Source organism: Limnohabitans sp., assembly GCF_044361645.1.
Taxonomy (GTDB): domain Bacteria; phylum Pseudomonadota; class Gammaproteobacteria; order Burkholderiales; family Burkholderiaceae_C; genus Limnohabitans_A.
Genome location: NZ_JBIKIL010000011.1, coordinates 32,727 through 46,409, shown reverse-complemented (window position 1 = coordinate 46,409; position 13,683 = coordinate 32,727). Strand labels below are relative to the sequence as shown.

Here is a 13,683-nt window from a genome sequence, read left to right as displayed (position 1 = left end):
AGCATGGCGGCCGGCACAAAGTGATCGGGGAAGAGTTGCGCCACGCGGTAGCACAACTCGTTGCAAATCGCCGCCCAGGTGGATGACACGTTGAAGTCGCCAATGTGGTGCGCCATGAAGCTGGCGCGCGGACTGAAGAGGGTGATGTCCGAGCCGCGCTCTTTCATCTTGGCCAATTGGTTCAGCTCAATGCTTTCGCGCAACTCGTCGTCGCTGATTTTGAGCTCAGACACTTTGGGCATGGCGGCCGGGTCTTGGATGCCCGCAATCTGGCGGTTGCGCCAGACTTCCAGCGCCTTGGGGGCGGTGGTGTAGTGGCCGTGCACGTCGATGATCAAGGGATTGCTTTGGCTCATGCTTGGCTCCTGAGTGGTGGCTGTCTTGCAGGTCGGCGGTTTTGGCCCCGAGCTCAAGCCTGTCGTCGCGCGCGCAGCGTGGCGATCCAGACGCCGACACAGCGCAGGCACTGGCTTGCCGCGCTTGGCTCGCCATGACCCCTGCCAAGACCCGATTGTGCAGGCTCGCCCTGCCCTCACACAGACACTTGGCCATCTAGCAGCTAGAACAAATTTGCATAACCCAATCTTAGGTATGACAAAATCATAAGCACCCAAAGCCCTCCTACAGCCTGCCCATGGACCTCAAACAGCTGGAATACTTTGTGCGCGTGGCCGAGATGGGCAGCTTCACCCGGGCCGCCCAGGCCCTGAACATCGCCCAACCGGCGCTGAGTCGCCAGGTGCGCCTGCTCGAAGTCGAGCTGCGGCAAAACCTGCTGGTGCGCAATGGGCGCGGTGCCACGCCCACCCAAGCCGGGCTGCTGCTGTTGGAGCATGGCCGAGGCATCTTGCACCAAGTGGAGCGGGCGCGGGAGGAACTGGGCCGGGTGCGCAGCGGTCTGTCGGGCCGCGTGGCGCTGGGCCTGCCGCCCAGCGTGGCGCGGGTGCTCACCGTGCCTTTGACCCGGGCTTTTCGCGCCAAGATGCCCGAGGCCCAGCTGTCCATCAGCGAAGGCCTGTCGAGCGCCATGCAAGAAAACCTGCAAAACGGCCGCTTGGACATTGCCGTGCTCTACAACCCCAGCCCCTTGCCAGGCATCGCGCACACAGCCTTGGTGCAAGAAGAGTTGCTGTTGGTGCAGGCGCGACCGCCGGGTTTGCAAGAAGACCCGCCACCGCCGCCCATCGCCTTGAAAGACGTGGCCCATTTGCCGCTGGTGATTCCCACCCGCCCCAACGCGATCCGCATGCATGTCGAGTCTGAAATGGCGGCCATCGGCTGCCGCCCTCTCATTGCACTGGAGATCGACGGCGTGAGCGCCATCCTGGACTTGGTGGCCGATGGCGCGGGTTATGCCATCTTGCCGCGCAACGCGGTCATGCGCTCGGTGCGGCCTTCGGCGTTTGCGGTGCGGACCTTGAAGCAACCGGCCCTGCACATCCAGTTGACCACCGCCATCAGCGCGCAACGCCCCAGCACTTTGACCCAGCAGGCCGCACTGGCTTTGTTGACCGAATTGGCGGTGCAGTGGCTCACCCCCCACTGAGCCGAGGGCGACAGCCCAGGGCACAAGCGTCCTTGGCCCATCAGTTCGGGCTCAGGACCGGGCTAAAAGCCTTGAGGTGCTTCACAAGTCCAACACCAAGCGTGCCGTTTGGCTGCGTGAACAACACACCATGATGACATCGCCTTTGGCTTGCTCTGCGGGGGTGAGGTAGCTGTCCCAATGGTCGGGCGTGCCCGCCAGCACTTGGGTCAAGCAAGTGCCACAAATGCCTTCTGAACAAGAAAAGGGCGCGTCGTGGCCCGCGTCTTGCAGCACCTTCAAAATGGACTGGTCTTTGCCCACTGGCAGGGTCTGGCCGCTTTTTTGCAGCTGCACTTCAAACGTGCCATCGGCGGCGATCGGGGTCTGGCTCAGGTCTGCGGTGCTCATGCGGTGACTCCTGTGTTGTTTTCTTCGGCCAACAAGCGGTCGATGATGCGGCGCGACTGCACACCGCCCGAATCGATGTTGAGCATGAGCAGCTTGCGCTCAGGCCACTGGCTGATGTTGGCTTGCTGCAATTGCAGCAGCTGCATGTCTTCGTTGAAGATGCCGCCTTGGCCTGCGCGGATTTTGTCGGTCAGCTCGGCATCGTGCGGCTTGAACTGGCGCGCCATGCCCCAGTGGTACCAATGCGAGGTTTCGGTCTCGGGCGTGATGAAGTCCACCACCACGCTGTAGGCCTTGTGCTCGGGCGCGGCGTCAAAGCCGCCTTTGCCCGCCAGGGCCACGCCCACGTCGATCATGATGTGGGTGGGTGGCGTGAAGCGGCAAATTTGCCAGCGGTCGACCTTGGCCTGCGGGTCCAGCCCGTTGGCGCTCATGGCCATTTGCCAAAACGGCGGGGCTTGAATGCCTGGCATGTGGCGCTGCAAAATGACCTGGTCGCCCTCCACCCGGGTTTCGCAAGGCGTCTCGTCGATCTCGGGCTGGCCAATGCTGCCCGCGTGCACATAGGTCTCGTGCGTCAAGTCCATCAGGTTGTCGATCATCAATCGGTAATCGGCCTTGACGTGGTACAGCCCGCCGCCGTAGGCCCATGCCGGGTTGTCAAAAAACGCGAACACCGGCATTTGGGCCACATCGGCCTTGGCCTGGTCACCCGGCCAGACCCAGACAAAGCCATAACGCAGGGTCACGGCATACGCCTTGATGGCCGGGAAACCGCGCACGCGCTGGCCGGGCATGTGCACGGTTTTGCCATCCACGCCCATCTCCAAGCCGTGGTAACCGCATTGCAAGCGCCCTTGGCAGACCTTGCCCAAGGACAAAGGTGCGCCCCGGTGTGGGCAAAAATCTTCCACAGCGGCCACTTGGCCGTCTGGGCCTTTGAAAAAAGCCATTTTTTGATTGCAAATGGTGCGGCCCAAAGGCCGCTCACCGAGCGCTTGCAGTTCGCTCAACGCACAGGCCACGTACCAGGTGTTTTGAATGAACATGGCTCATGGATCCGATCTGGGGTGTTGCAAGACCAGGCTCAGCTTGTGGCGGGCAAGGCGGCTGCCAGCGTGCAAGTGCCCCGCCAACAGCCGCTTTCGCAAGCGCTGTTGGGCCTTCACGGTGGGTGCGGCACCTTCTTTTGCAAGCGCTGAATCGGTGCCTGAAAAGGGCGCGAGAAGGGCTGATGAGGTCATGGCGTGCTGCATCCAAAAAAGGCATTAAACCACCGCCATCGGCCCGGCTGTGTACAAGAGCGCGCCTCAAACCTGGCCTTTGCGCTGGTGTTGGCTTGAATAACAAGCACATCAGGGCTTGGTGTTTGCCGCTGAGCTTGGCTCAGGGCACAAGCAGCCCGACTGGGGGCTTCTTCAAATTCGGATCGGGCCAAGCCACCGGAAAAGCCCGCGCCTGCGGGTTGTGTTGACGCCAAACCTCTTGGCCCTGCACATAAACCCGAAACTCGCCCGTGGCCAAAGCTTGCCAAGGCTCATCCAGGGTCAGCGGTTCGGTGGCCAACAAAGTCATCACATCGCCCGGGGCGTTGAGGGGACCCAAATCCAAGCTCATGTCGCGGTCCACCAGATGCGCTTTGGGAAAGGGGTGGTGCCGCGTCAGTTGGTGCAAATGGGTGGAACAATGCACATACAAAGCTTGGCCATCGCTGAGCAACATGTTCAAGTTGCCGTGCGCGGCCAACTCGTTGGTGATGTCCGCCAAGACAGGGGCCAACTCGGTCCAAGAAGGGGGCTGCTGGCAAGCCTTGAAATGCTGACGCAATCGGTGCATGAGGATGCAAAACGCCCGCTCGCTGTCGGTGCTGCCAACAGGCATGTCCTGGCACCCGCTGGGGCACTCGACATCGCGCAGGTCGCCGTTGTGAGCAAACACCCAAGTGCGGCCCAGCCACTCGCGCTGAAAGGGGTGGCAGTTGGCCGCTTGCACATCCCCTTGTGTGGCTTTGCGGACATGCGCTACCACCACATTTGATCTGATCGGGTGCTGCCGCACATAGTCGGCCAATGGCGACTGGCTGGCGGGCTGGTCGTCTTGAAAAACGCGGCAGCCTTGGCCATCGAAAAACGCGATGCCCCAGCCATCCACGTGGTCGGCGGTCAATCCACCGCGCGCCGAAAAACCGGTGAATGAAAAGCTGGTGGTGGCGCGGTTGTTGCAACTCATGCCCATCAATTGACACATGCCCTCGGCTCCTTCAAGACAGGCAAAAATCCACGGCCGCCATGGCATGCAGTGCCGTGGTGTCAAAGCCAGGCAAACCGCCGTCCAAAGGCTGCAGGCTCATGGTCAACTCGGTGCAACCCAAAATCACACCTTGCGCGCCGCGCGCGGCCAGCGCTTGCACCTGCTCGATCAACTTTTGCCGCGAGCTCGCCAGCACCTGGCCCCGGCACAGTTCCTCAAAGATGATGCGGTGCACCTCGGCACGGCCCGTCTCATCGGGCACCAAGCACGCGATGCCACGGGCGGCCCAATGGGCGCGCAAAAAGTCTTGCTCCATGGTGAAACGCGTGCCCAGCAAGCCCACTTGGTGCAGACCTGCAGCCAGCACCGCGTCGGCCGTGGCATCGGCAATGTGCAGCAAGGGCACGGGCGTGGCCGCTTGCACTTGGGGCGCGATGCGGTGCATGGTGTTGGTACAGATGAGCAAGGCCTCGGCCCCGCTGCGCGTCAACTGCCGAGCCGCCGTTTGCAAGATCTCGGTCATGCGGTCCCAATCGCCTTGTTTTTGCAAGTCGGCGATTTCTTGGAAATTCAAGCTCACCACCTGCATGGGTGCCGAATACAGACCGCCTTGCCGCCGCGCCACCTCGCGGTTGATGTGCTGGTAATAAAGTGCGGTGGACTCCCAACTCATGCCGCCGATCAGACCGATTTTTTTCATGCACTGCATCTGTGTTGTTTCAAAAACAAAAGTTTGCCACAGCTGTGCCCGCATTAAATTGCCAAACAGGCCGTCTTCATCGGTTTTTTTAGAATTTTTTTCTACAATCCAGCGATGAAACAGAAATTGGATGCGATTGACCGAAAAATGCTTGAGCTGCTGCAAGTGCGCGCAGACTGGCCCATCAACGAATTGGCCGCCGCCGTGCACCTGACGGCCACGCCCTGCTGGCGGCGGGTCCAGCGCCTGAAAGAACTGGGCGTCTTGGCCCGCCAGGTGGCCTTGGTGGACCGACAACAAGTGAACCTGGGCGTGACGGTTTTCGTCTCGGTGCGCACCCGCGAGCACGCGATGCCTTGGCTGGAAAATTTTCGCGCCGCTGTTCAAGGCATTGCCGAAATCGTCGAAGCCCACCGCATGAGCGGCGATGTGGACTACCTGCTCAAAGTGGTGGTGCCCGACATTGCGGCCTACGACCAGGTGTACAAGCGGCTCATCCAACAGGTGCCGCTGTCCGATGTGAGTTCGAGCTTTGCCATGGAGGAACTCAAATTCACCACAGCGGTGCCACTCAGTTATGCGGCCTGAGCGGGTCGGGACTGCAGGGCCAGCCACAAGCCCAACACGCCAAACAGCACAAAACAGACGAAGGACCAATTGGCGATCGAGCCGCCTAAAAAGGTCCAGTCGATCTTGCTGCAATCACCGCTGCCTTTGAAGATCATGGGAATGGCACGGTTAAGCGGGAAGTTTTCGACCATGCCGTAGAAGTCGCGCCCGCAGTTGACCACCTCGGGCGGGTACCACTGCAGCCAACTTTGGCGGGCCGCCGTGAAAGCACCAAAACCGGCCGACAGCGTGAGCAGCACGCCTGCAGCAGCCAAAGCCCAGCCACGCAAGCGCCAGCCGATCAAAGCCAGCAGCACCACGCCGATCAGCGCGTAGCGCTGCACGATGCACATGGGGCAGGGGTTCAGGCCCACGACATGCTGCAAATACATGCCGAACACCAGCATGCCGATGCCCGACAAGGCGATCAACAACATCCAGCGTTGGGGGGGAATGGCGGACAATTTCATGGCGATTCTTCAAAAACAAGAGGGCATTGTGCCCCCGCGTTGGCGCAGGTGTGGGTGAAAAGTTGCGCAAAGCCTTGCGGGCCTTAGGCCTCGGCAAACGCCCGCTCGATGACAAAGGCACCCGGGGTGCTGGTGTTGCCTTCTTTCAGGCCACTGTCTTCGCAGATGCGCTTGAGGTCTTTCAGCATGGCGGGGCTGCCGCAAATCATGACCCGGTCGGTTTCAGGCTTGAGCTTGGACAGGCCCAAGTCGGCAAACAGCTTGCCGTTTTCCATGAGCTCGGTCACGCGGCCCTGGTTTTTGTAGGGCTCGCGGGTCACCGTGGGGTAGTAGAGCAGCTGCTGGCTGACCATCTCGCCCAAAAACTCGTGAGCGGGCAGCTCTTTCGTGATGTAGTCGTGGTAGGCCAGCTCCTTGACTTGGCGCACGCCGTGCACCAGGATGACTTTTTCAAAGCGCTCATAGGTCTCGGGGTCGCGGATGATGCTCATGAACGGGGCCAATCCGGTGCCAGTGCCCATGAGGTACAGGTTTTTGCCGGGCAACAGGTAGTCGATCAGCAAAGTGCCCGTGGGTTTGCGGCCCACGGTGATGCTGTCCCCCACCTGGATGTGCTGCAGCTTGGAGGTCAAGGGGCCGTCGGGCACCTTGATGCTCAAAAACTCCAGGTGCTCTTCGTAGTTGGCGCTGGCGATCGAGTAGGCGCGCAACAGCGGTTTGCCGTTCTCGCCACGCAGGCCAATCATGGTGAAGTGGCCGTTCGAAAAGCGCAGGGCTTGGTCGCGCGTGGTGGTGAAGCTGAACAGGCGGTCGGTCCAGTGGTGGACGCTCAACACGCGTTCTTCAAGAAATGCACTCATGGGGTATGGATTCGGTAGGGGGGTGTCGGGTGAGAGAAAAGAGACCCAATGGCCTTGGGGGCTGCTGAAAGCTTGCTACATTTACAGCCTGCAAGACCACACGCCAAGCGCATGAAAACCGCATTCTCGTGTGAAGCGCACTCAGCTGGAAATACAGAAATTCTATATCCGTATGACCAGCGCTTCTTAAGACAGATCAAGGCAAGACAACACCATGGCACGCACCGTTCAATGCATCAAACTCGGCAAAGAAGCAGAGGGACTTGATTTTCCACCCTACCCCGGCGACTTGGGCAAACGCATTTGGGAAGGCGTGAGCAAGCAGGCCTGGGGCGATTGGCTCAAACACCAGACCATGCTGGTCAACGAGAACCGCCTGAACCTGGCCGACCTGCGCGCCCGCCAGTACCTGGCGCGGCAAATGGAAAATCATTTCTTTGGCGATGGTGCCGACGCCGCCCAAGGCTACGTGCCGCCAGCAGCCACCTGAACGTTTTGCATTTGCGTTTGCATTTGCGTTTGCTTTTTCGTGTGCGTTTGCGTTCACTTTCAGCCTTGAGCCGTGCAAGACCCGCCTTGCGCCTGCAGGGCAGCACGCTGTGGCTGAGCGCCGAAACAGCCAGCCGGGCACCCAGCGCCGTGTGTGCCAACGCCAACCCCAGCCGTGGCTGACGGTTTGCGCCAAGTCTTGGTGGTGGGTGCGGGTTTGTCGGGCTCGGCGGTGGCCTACAGCCTGGCAAAGCGGGGCTGGGCCGTCACGGTGCTGGACCAAGCGGATGGACCGGGTGCCGGTGCCTCGGGTCTGCCTGCGGGTCTGGCCGCACCCCATGTTTCACCCGACAACAATGTGCTGTCTCGCATCACGCATGCCGGGGTGCAGGCCACGCTGCAACGCGCCCAAGCGCTGCTGCAAAGCGGCACCGATTGGGCTTTGACGGGGGTCTTGGAACACAACATCGCTGGCAAACGCCGCCTGCCCGCCCTGCCGCCAAGCGGCTCCCCCCTTGCCCCCAGCCTCAGCAGCCAAGCGGCCAGTGCAGCGCAGATCAAGGCAGCCGGTCTGCCCACTGGCACGCCCGCGCTTTGGCACGGGCAAGCGGGCTGGGTTCGGCCTCGTCAACTGGTGGCCGCCCAACTGCAAACGCCCGGCGTCGAGGTGCGCTGGGGACAGCCCGTGCGCGGCATTGAACGGCGCGCTGGGCATTGGGCGGTCACCGACGCCCAAGGCCGCAGCTTGGGCCAGGCCCCTTGGCTGGTGCTCGCCAGCGCCTATGACAGCTTGGCTTTGCTGCAAGCCCTGCCCGAGGTGAAACTGCCTCTTCAACCCTTGCGCGGGCAAATCAGCTTTGGCCACATGGCGCACTTGAGCGCGGCCCAGCGCCAGTGCTTGCCGCCATTTCCGGTCAATGGCCACGGCAGTTTCATCAGCGGCGTGCCCTCGCCCGAGGGGCCACTGGCTTGGTTCATCGGCGCCACCTTTGAGCGCGATTGCACCCAAACCGCTGTGCGCGAGCAAGACCATGCGGCCAACCAAGAGCGCTTGGCCACGCTGTTGCCCGCTTTGGGGCAAGCCATGGCCAAACACTTCGACCCCGAGCATGTGTTGGGCTGGGCCGGATTGCGCTGCACCTTGCCCAACCGCTTGCCAGCGGTGGGCCCGCTCGAGCCCCAGCGACTGCCCGGCCTGTGCCTGAGCACGGGCATGGGCGCTCGCGGCATCAGCTTGTCGGTGCTGTGCGGCGAACTCACCGCCGCTTGGCTGAACCAAGAGCCCCTGCCCTTGCCGCCGGATTTGACCCGGCACTTGAGCGCAGAGCGTTTTGCGCCCGCCTGAACCATGCAGTTTGCTGCGACAAACTCCGGTGCCTGCTGGCGGGCCAACGATAGATTTAAACGAATTTAATGTTTTAAATGCTTTAAACAAAGATTTTTGCCATTACTAGTACTATTTACAAAATAATCAAAATCAATCAATATGCTCTGGCTTTGTCTTTTTAAACAGGTCCGCGCAGCACTCTTGAGCGGGCACTTTGACAGGAGTTCACATGGCCCGTTCCTCTTTGTCGCGCTACATGCCTTGGCTGGCCACGGTTCCAGCCGCCTTGGTGGTGTGGCCTTTTTCTGCCTGGGGTAGCGCTTTTTTTGGGGTGTTGTTTGTGTTGGGTTGGAAGGACTTTGCACAGACCAAACAAGCCGTGCGGCGAAATTACCCGCTGACGGGTCGCATCCGTTATGGGCTGGAGTACATCCGACCTGAATTGCGCCAGTATTTTTTAGAAGACGACGAAGAAAAGCTGCCCTTTTCACGCAACCAACGCGCCATGGTTTATGCCCGCTCCAAGGTGCAAAACGACAAGCGCGGCTTTGGCAGCATCATGGACATGTACGCCCCACAAACCGAGTGGATCACCCACTCGATGCAGCCCACCCAACTGGACCCGGCCAACTTTCGCACCACGGTGGGTGCGCAGCAGTGCCAACAGCCCTATGACTTGTCGCTGCTCAACATATCGGGCATGAGCTTTGGGGCCTTGTCTCCCAACGCCATCAAGGCCCTGAACAAAGGCGCGGCACAAGGCGGCTTTGCGCACGACACGGGCGAGGGCAGCATCTCCACACACCACCGCGAGCCCGGCGGCGATCTGATCTGGCAAATCGGCTCGGGCTACTTTGGTTGCCGCACACCCGACGGCCGCTTTGACCCTGAGCGCTTTGCCGCACAAGCCCAATCACCGCAGGTCAAGATGATTGAACTCAAACTCTCGCAAGGCGCCAAACCGGGCCACGGTGGGGTCCTGCCCCGGGCCAAGGTGAGCCCCGAAATTGCCCAAGCGCGCGGCGTGCCCATGGGCCAAGACTGCGTCTCCCCGGCCAAGCATTCGGCCTTCAGCTCCCCGGTGGAGCTGCTGCTGTTCATCACCCGCTTGCGCGAACTCTCGGGCGGCAAGCCGGTGGGCATCAAGCTGTGCGTGGGCCATCCGGCCGAATGGTTTTCGGTGGTCAAAGCCATGCTGGAAACCGGACACACACCCGACTTCATCGTGGTCGATGGCTCAGAGGGCGGCACGGGTGCCGCGCCCATCGAATTTGCCGACCATGTGGGCATGCCGCTGCGCGATGGTTTGAGGCTGGTGCACAACAGCTTGGTGGGGGTGGGCCTGCGCGAGCGCGTGCGCATCGGGGCTTCGGGCAAGGTGATTTCGGCTTTTGACATCGCGCGCTGCTTGGCCTTGGGGGCCGACTGGTGCAACTCGGCGCGGGGTTTCATGTTTTCGCTCGGCTGCATACAGTCGCGCAGCTGCCACACCGACCACTGCCCCACCGGCGTGGCCACACAAGACCCGGTGCGCCAACGTGCCGTGGTGGTCACCGACAAAGCCCAACGGGTGTACTACTTTCATGCCAACACCCTGCACGCGCTGGCCGACTTGGTGGGCGCGGCAGGTCTGCAAAAACCGGGTGACATCACAGCCCACCACCTGATGCTGCGCAACGCCGATGGGCAGGCCCGCAGCTTGGCCTCGCACATCGACACGCTGACACCCGGCCAGCTCTTGGGGGCTGCGACCGCCCACACGCCTTGGCCCAGCCCGTTTGCGGAGTATTGGGCGGCCAGTCAGGCCCAGCATTGGGGGGCGGTTTCGGCTTGAAGCGCCCATCGGAGCCGAGCGCTCACTTCATGGCATCTGCCGGGCGGCGCGCCTTGACATAAGCGTCGCTGGGCAAATGGTTTTTGCCATCTGCATAGCGCCACTGCACCATGGTGCCCTTGCCGTCGCGCTGGTCGAGTTGGCCGACGTAGGCGCCCATGGTGGACTGCTGGTCAATGGCGCGGTACTCGGCCGGACCAAAAGGGGTGCTGAACTTCAGGCCCCGCATGGCCAGGACCAGTTTTTCGTTGTCCACGCTGCCCGCTTTGAGGATGCCTGCAAAAATCGATTGCATGGTGGCATAACCCACCACCGAGCCCAGTTTGGGGTTTTCGTTGAACTTCTTGGTGTAAGCGGTGGCAAAGCTTTTGTGCTCGGGCGTGTCGATTTGGTCCCAGGGGTAGCCGGTCACGGTCCAGCCCTTGGGGGTCTCGTCTTTCAGCACATCCAAATACTCGGGCTCACCCGAGAGCATGGACACCACCGGTGTTTTGGGGAACACCTTGCGCTGGTTGCCCTCGCGCACCAGGCGGGCCAGGTCGGCACCAAAAGTCACATTGAAAATCGCCTCGGGTTTGGCCGCCATGGTGGCTGTCAGCGTGCTGCCCGGGTCGATCTTGCCCAAGGCTGGCCACTGCTCACTCACAAACACCACATCGGGGCGTTTGGCCAGCAACAAGGCCTTGAAGTTGGCCACCGCGCTTTGGCCGTATTCGTAGTTGGGCGCGATCGTGGCCCAGCGCTTGGCAGGCATCTTGGCGGCCTCTTCGACCAACATGGCCGCCTGCATGTAAGTGCTGGCGCGCAGGCGGAAGGTGTAGCGGTTGCCTTTTTCCCAGACGATGGCGTCGGTCAAGGGCTCACTGGCGATGAACAGGCGTTTGTTTTTGTCGGCATGGTCGGCCAGTGCCAAACCCACGTTGGACAAAAAACCACCCGCCAAAATGTCCACCTTTTCTTTGGAGGTCAACTCGATCGCGTGGCGCAATGCCTCATCGGGCTTGCCCGCATCGTCGCGGTCAATCACCACAACCTGGCGGCCCAACAGGCCGCCTTTGGCATTGACCTCCTCCACCGCCAACTGCCAGCCTTGTTTGTAAGGGATGGTGAACTGCGGGATGGCCGAATAGCTGTTGATTTCGCCAATTTTGATCGGGGTCGGGGTCTGGGCCAAAGCAAAAGTGAATGCTGCGCTCAGCAAACCGGTGGCAATCAGGCGTTTCATCGTCGGGTCCTAGCTTCAAAGTGACAAAAACCGACTGTAACAGCCACCCACCAACCTGTCTCTTTGGCGACACATGAAAAGCTTCATCATGGCGGGGTAAAAAACCACAGCCCCTGCAGACCTGTGGGCCGGTCGCAAGCGAACGCCACCGATAATGGTCACGCCATGAACGGACGCCAATTCACCCAACTTGTCCTCTTGTCGGCCGTTTGGGGGGGCTCGTTTCCGCTCATCCGTGTGGCCGCACCGGCCTTTGGCCCCGTGGCCATGGCCTGCCTGCGTTGCGCACTGGCCGCGCTGGTGCTCAGCGCCATCATGGGCTGGACCCGCCAAGCCTGGCCCGCCCGCGCGCACTGGCGCTCGCTCACGGGCTTGGGCGTCTTGACCTTGGTGGTGCCCTTTGTTTTGTACAACTGGGCCGGCTTGGTTTTGCCGGCCGGGTATTCGGCGGTGCTCAACGCCACATCGCCCATGTTTGGGGTATTGGCCGGGGTCTTGCTGGCCCAAGAACGCTTCACCCCCAGCAAACTCATCGGCTGCGTGGTCGGCCTGTTGGGCGTGACGCTGCTGCTGGGTTTAGGGCCTGTGAATCCGGGGCTGAATGTGGTGCTGGCGGCCATCGCCTGCGTGGTGGCTGCGGCCTGTTATGGCTTTGGTGCCATCTACATGAAACGCGCCACCTTGGCCCACCAAGCGCTGCCCGCCTCCGCCGTGGTGCACCTGACCAGTGCCGTGGTGCTCATGCCTGGGGCCGCGCTCACCGCGCCCAGCCAAGCGGTGGGCCTGCCCGCGCTGCTGGCCTTGCTGGTGCTGGGCGCGGTCACCTCGGGCTTCACTTACTGGATCAGCATGCGCCTGATGCGCGAGATTCCGGCCAGCGCGGCCACGTCCTCGGCCTTTTTGATTCCCCTGTTTGGCGTCACCTGGGGCGCTGTGTTTTTAGGCGAACCACTCACCGCCGGTTTGCTGCCTGGCGTGCTGCTCATCTTGTTGGCCTCGGCCTTGTTGACGGGCTTTCATCCATTTCGGACTTTCAAGTACTTCAGCCGCTGAGTTGGGGACTCCGCGGGGGCCGCTTGACAAAAGGACGGCCGCGGTGGCTCTCAAGCCATTCCTTATAATCCGAAAGCATATATACCCAACAAATAAATCGTTTGTTAAAGCATAAGGCCAGCTTAGAGTCGCCCCCATGGTTGATTTGGCATATGTTTTCGCAGGATTCTTTGTGGGCACCATCGTGGGCCTGACGGGGGTGGGCGGCGGCTCCTTGATGACGCCCATCCTGATTTTTTTCTTTGGCGTCAAACCCTACATGGCGGTGGGCACCGACTTGTTGTTTGCCGCCTTCACCAAAATGGGCGGCACCCTGAGTTTTGCGCGCCAGCGCATCGTGCCTTGGCGTGTGGTGGGCCTGCTCAGTGCGGGCAGCATCCCGGCCTGCTTGCTCACCTTGGGCTTTTTGCATGGGCAGGGGCCAGCCGACCAGGCCGTGCAAGACTTGATGACCACCAGCTTGGGCGTGGCCCTGCTGCTGACGGCGGTGGCCATGTTCTACAAGGCGGTGCGCGGCCAACAACTGCCGCGCCAGCTGAGCCCGGCCAACGAAACCCAGGCCAGCACGCCGCGCCACTTTGGCCTGCCCATCTTGTTTGGCGCCCTGATCGGGGTGCTGGTCACCCTCACCTCGGTGGGCGCAGGGGCCATCGGCGTGATGGCCTTGATGCTGCTTTACCCCTTGCTGCCGCTGCAGCGCATCGTTGCTGCCGACATCGCTTATGCCGTGCCCTTGACCTTGGTGGCCGGGCTCGGCCACGCCTCGCTGGGCTCGGTCGATTGGGCCTTGCTGGCCAAGTTGCTGGCGGGCTCTTTGCCGGGCATCTGGTTGGGCGCACGCCTGACCCACCACACGCCGGACCGCGTGATCCGCTCCTTGCTGGCCGTGCTGCTGGGCTGGGCGGGCACCAAGCTGGTTTTGATCTGAAA

At 61.5% G+C, this 13,683-nt stretch carries 15 protein-coding genes; 7 read left to right on the top strand and 8 right to left on the bottom strand.

Annotation, left to right across the window (positions count from 1 at the left end; genetic code table 11):
• The coding region (locus tag ACIQ39_RS03340) for an amidohydrolase family protein (RefSeq protein WP_396433197.1) at positions 1-356 on the bottom strand (356 nt) is incomplete at its 3' end.
• Between the two features lie 278 nt (positions 357-634).
• Here ACIQ39_RS03340 and ACIQ39_RS03335 point away from each other — a divergent pair.
• Entirely contained in the window at positions 635-1,546 is a 912-nt protein-coding gene (locus ACIQ39_RS03335; protein ID WP_396433196.1) for a LysR substrate-binding domain-containing protein, read from the top strand.
• 81 nt (positions 1,547-1,627) lie between these two features.
• On the opposite strand, the gene ACIQ39_RS03330 is transcribed toward ACIQ39_RS03335, so the two are convergent.
• From ACIQ39_RS03330 to ACIQ39_RS03315, 4 genes are all read right to left on the bottom strand, one after another.
• Positions 1,628-1,936 (bottom strand): 2Fe-2S iron-sulfur cluster-binding protein, encoded by a 309-nt coding sequence (locus ACIQ39_RS03330; RefSeq protein WP_396433195.1) that lies wholly within the window; start codon positions 1,934-1,936, stop codon positions 1,628-1,630.
• Positions 1,933-2,985, bottom strand: coding sequence for a Rieske 2Fe-2S domain-containing protein (locus tag ACIQ39_RS03325; protein WP_396433194.1), 1,053 nt, complete (start codon positions 2,983-2,985; stop codon positions 1,933-1,935). The genes ACIQ39_RS03330 and ACIQ39_RS03325 overlap by 4 nt, the downstream gene beginning before the upstream one ends.
• Before the next feature lie 337 nt (positions 2,986-3,322).
• The gene (locus tag ACIQ39_RS03320) at positions 3,323-4,183 is read right to left on the bottom strand and encodes a class II glutamine amidotransferase (RefSeq protein ID WP_396433193.1); all 861 of its coding nucleotides are present in this window, start codon (positions 4,181-4,183) and stop codon (positions 3,323-3,325) included.
• A gap of 13 nt (positions 4,184-4,196) precedes the next feature.
• Positions 4,197-4,886, bottom strand: a complete 690-nt coding sequence (locus ACIQ39_RS03315) for an aspartate/glutamate racemase family protein (protein WP_396433192.1) — start codon at positions 4,884-4,886, stop codon at positions 4,197-4,199.
• A gap of 114 nt (positions 4,887-5,000) precedes the next feature.
• Between ACIQ39_RS03315 and ACIQ39_RS03310 the strand changes: the two genes are divergently transcribed.
• Positions 5,001-5,474, top strand: a complete 474-nt coding sequence (locus tag ACIQ39_RS03310) for an Lrp/AsnC family transcriptional regulator (protein ID WP_396433191.1) — start codon at positions 5,001-5,003, stop codon at positions 5,472-5,474.
• Here the strand turns inward: ACIQ39_RS03310 and ACIQ39_RS03305 are convergent.
• Positions 5,462-5,965 (bottom strand): disulfide bond formation protein B, encoded by a 504-nt coding sequence (locus ACIQ39_RS03305; protein ID WP_396433190.1) that lies wholly within the window; start codon positions 5,963-5,965, stop codon positions 5,462-5,464. The two genes, ACIQ39_RS03310 and ACIQ39_RS03305, sit on opposite strands and share 13 nt — an antisense overlap.
• A gap of 83 nt (positions 5,966-6,048) precedes the next feature.
• Positions 6,049-6,825 carry a ferredoxin--NADP reductase gene (locus ACIQ39_RS03300; protein ID WP_396433189.1) on the bottom strand — a complete coding sequence of 259 codons (777 nt, stop codon included), beginning with the start codon at positions 6,823-6,825 and terminating at the stop codon, positions 6,049-6,051.
• A 214-nt stretch (positions 6,826-7,039) separates the two neighbouring features.
• Between ACIQ39_RS03300 and ACIQ39_RS03295 the strand changes: the two genes are divergently transcribed.
• From ACIQ39_RS03295 to ACIQ39_RS03285, 3 genes are all read left to right on the top strand, one after another.
• Positions 7,040-7,315, top strand: coding sequence for an oxidative damage protection protein (locus tag ACIQ39_RS03295; protein WP_396433188.1), 276 nt, complete (start codon positions 7,040-7,042; stop codon positions 7,313-7,315).
• Between the two features lie 174 nt (positions 7,316-7,489).
• Positions 7,490-8,659 carry an FAD-dependent 5-carboxymethylaminomethyl-2-thiouridine(34) oxidoreductase MnmC gene (gene mnmC / locus ACIQ39_RS03290; RefSeq protein WP_396433187.1) on the top strand — a complete coding sequence of 390 codons (1,170 nt, stop codon included), beginning with the start codon at positions 7,490-7,492 and terminating at the stop codon, positions 8,657-8,659.
• A gap of 211 nt (positions 8,660-8,870) precedes the next feature.
• Complete coding sequence (locus ACIQ39_RS03285; RefSeq protein WP_396433186.1) at positions 8,871-10,475, top strand: FMN-binding glutamate synthase family protein; 1,605 nt, start codon at positions 8,871-8,873, stop codon at positions 10,473-10,475.
• A gap of 22 nt (positions 10,476-10,497) precedes the next feature.
• On the opposite strand, the gene ACIQ39_RS03280 is transcribed toward ACIQ39_RS03285, so the two are convergent.
• Positions 10,498-11,700, bottom strand: a complete 1,203-nt coding sequence (locus ACIQ39_RS03280; RefSeq protein WP_396433185.1) for an ABC transporter substrate-binding protein — start codon at positions 11,698-11,700, stop codon at positions 10,498-10,500.
• 165 nt (positions 11,701-11,865) lie between these two features.
• Between ACIQ39_RS03280 and ACIQ39_RS03275 the strand changes: the two genes are divergently transcribed.
• Together ACIQ39_RS03275 and ACIQ39_RS03270 are read left to right on the top strand one after the other, a co-directional pair.
• A complete protein-coding gene (locus tag ACIQ39_RS03275; protein ID WP_396433184.1) occupies positions 11,866-12,753 on the top strand; it encodes a DMT family transporter in 888 nt (295 codons plus the stop codon).
• A gap of 136 nt (positions 12,754-12,889) precedes the next feature.
• Positions 12,890-13,681 (top strand): sulfite exporter TauE/SafE family protein, encoded by a 792-nt coding sequence (locus tag ACIQ39_RS03270; protein WP_396433183.1) that lies wholly within the window; start codon positions 12,890-12,892, stop codon positions 13,679-13,681.
• Positions 13,682-13,683: the final 2 nt, after the last annotated feature.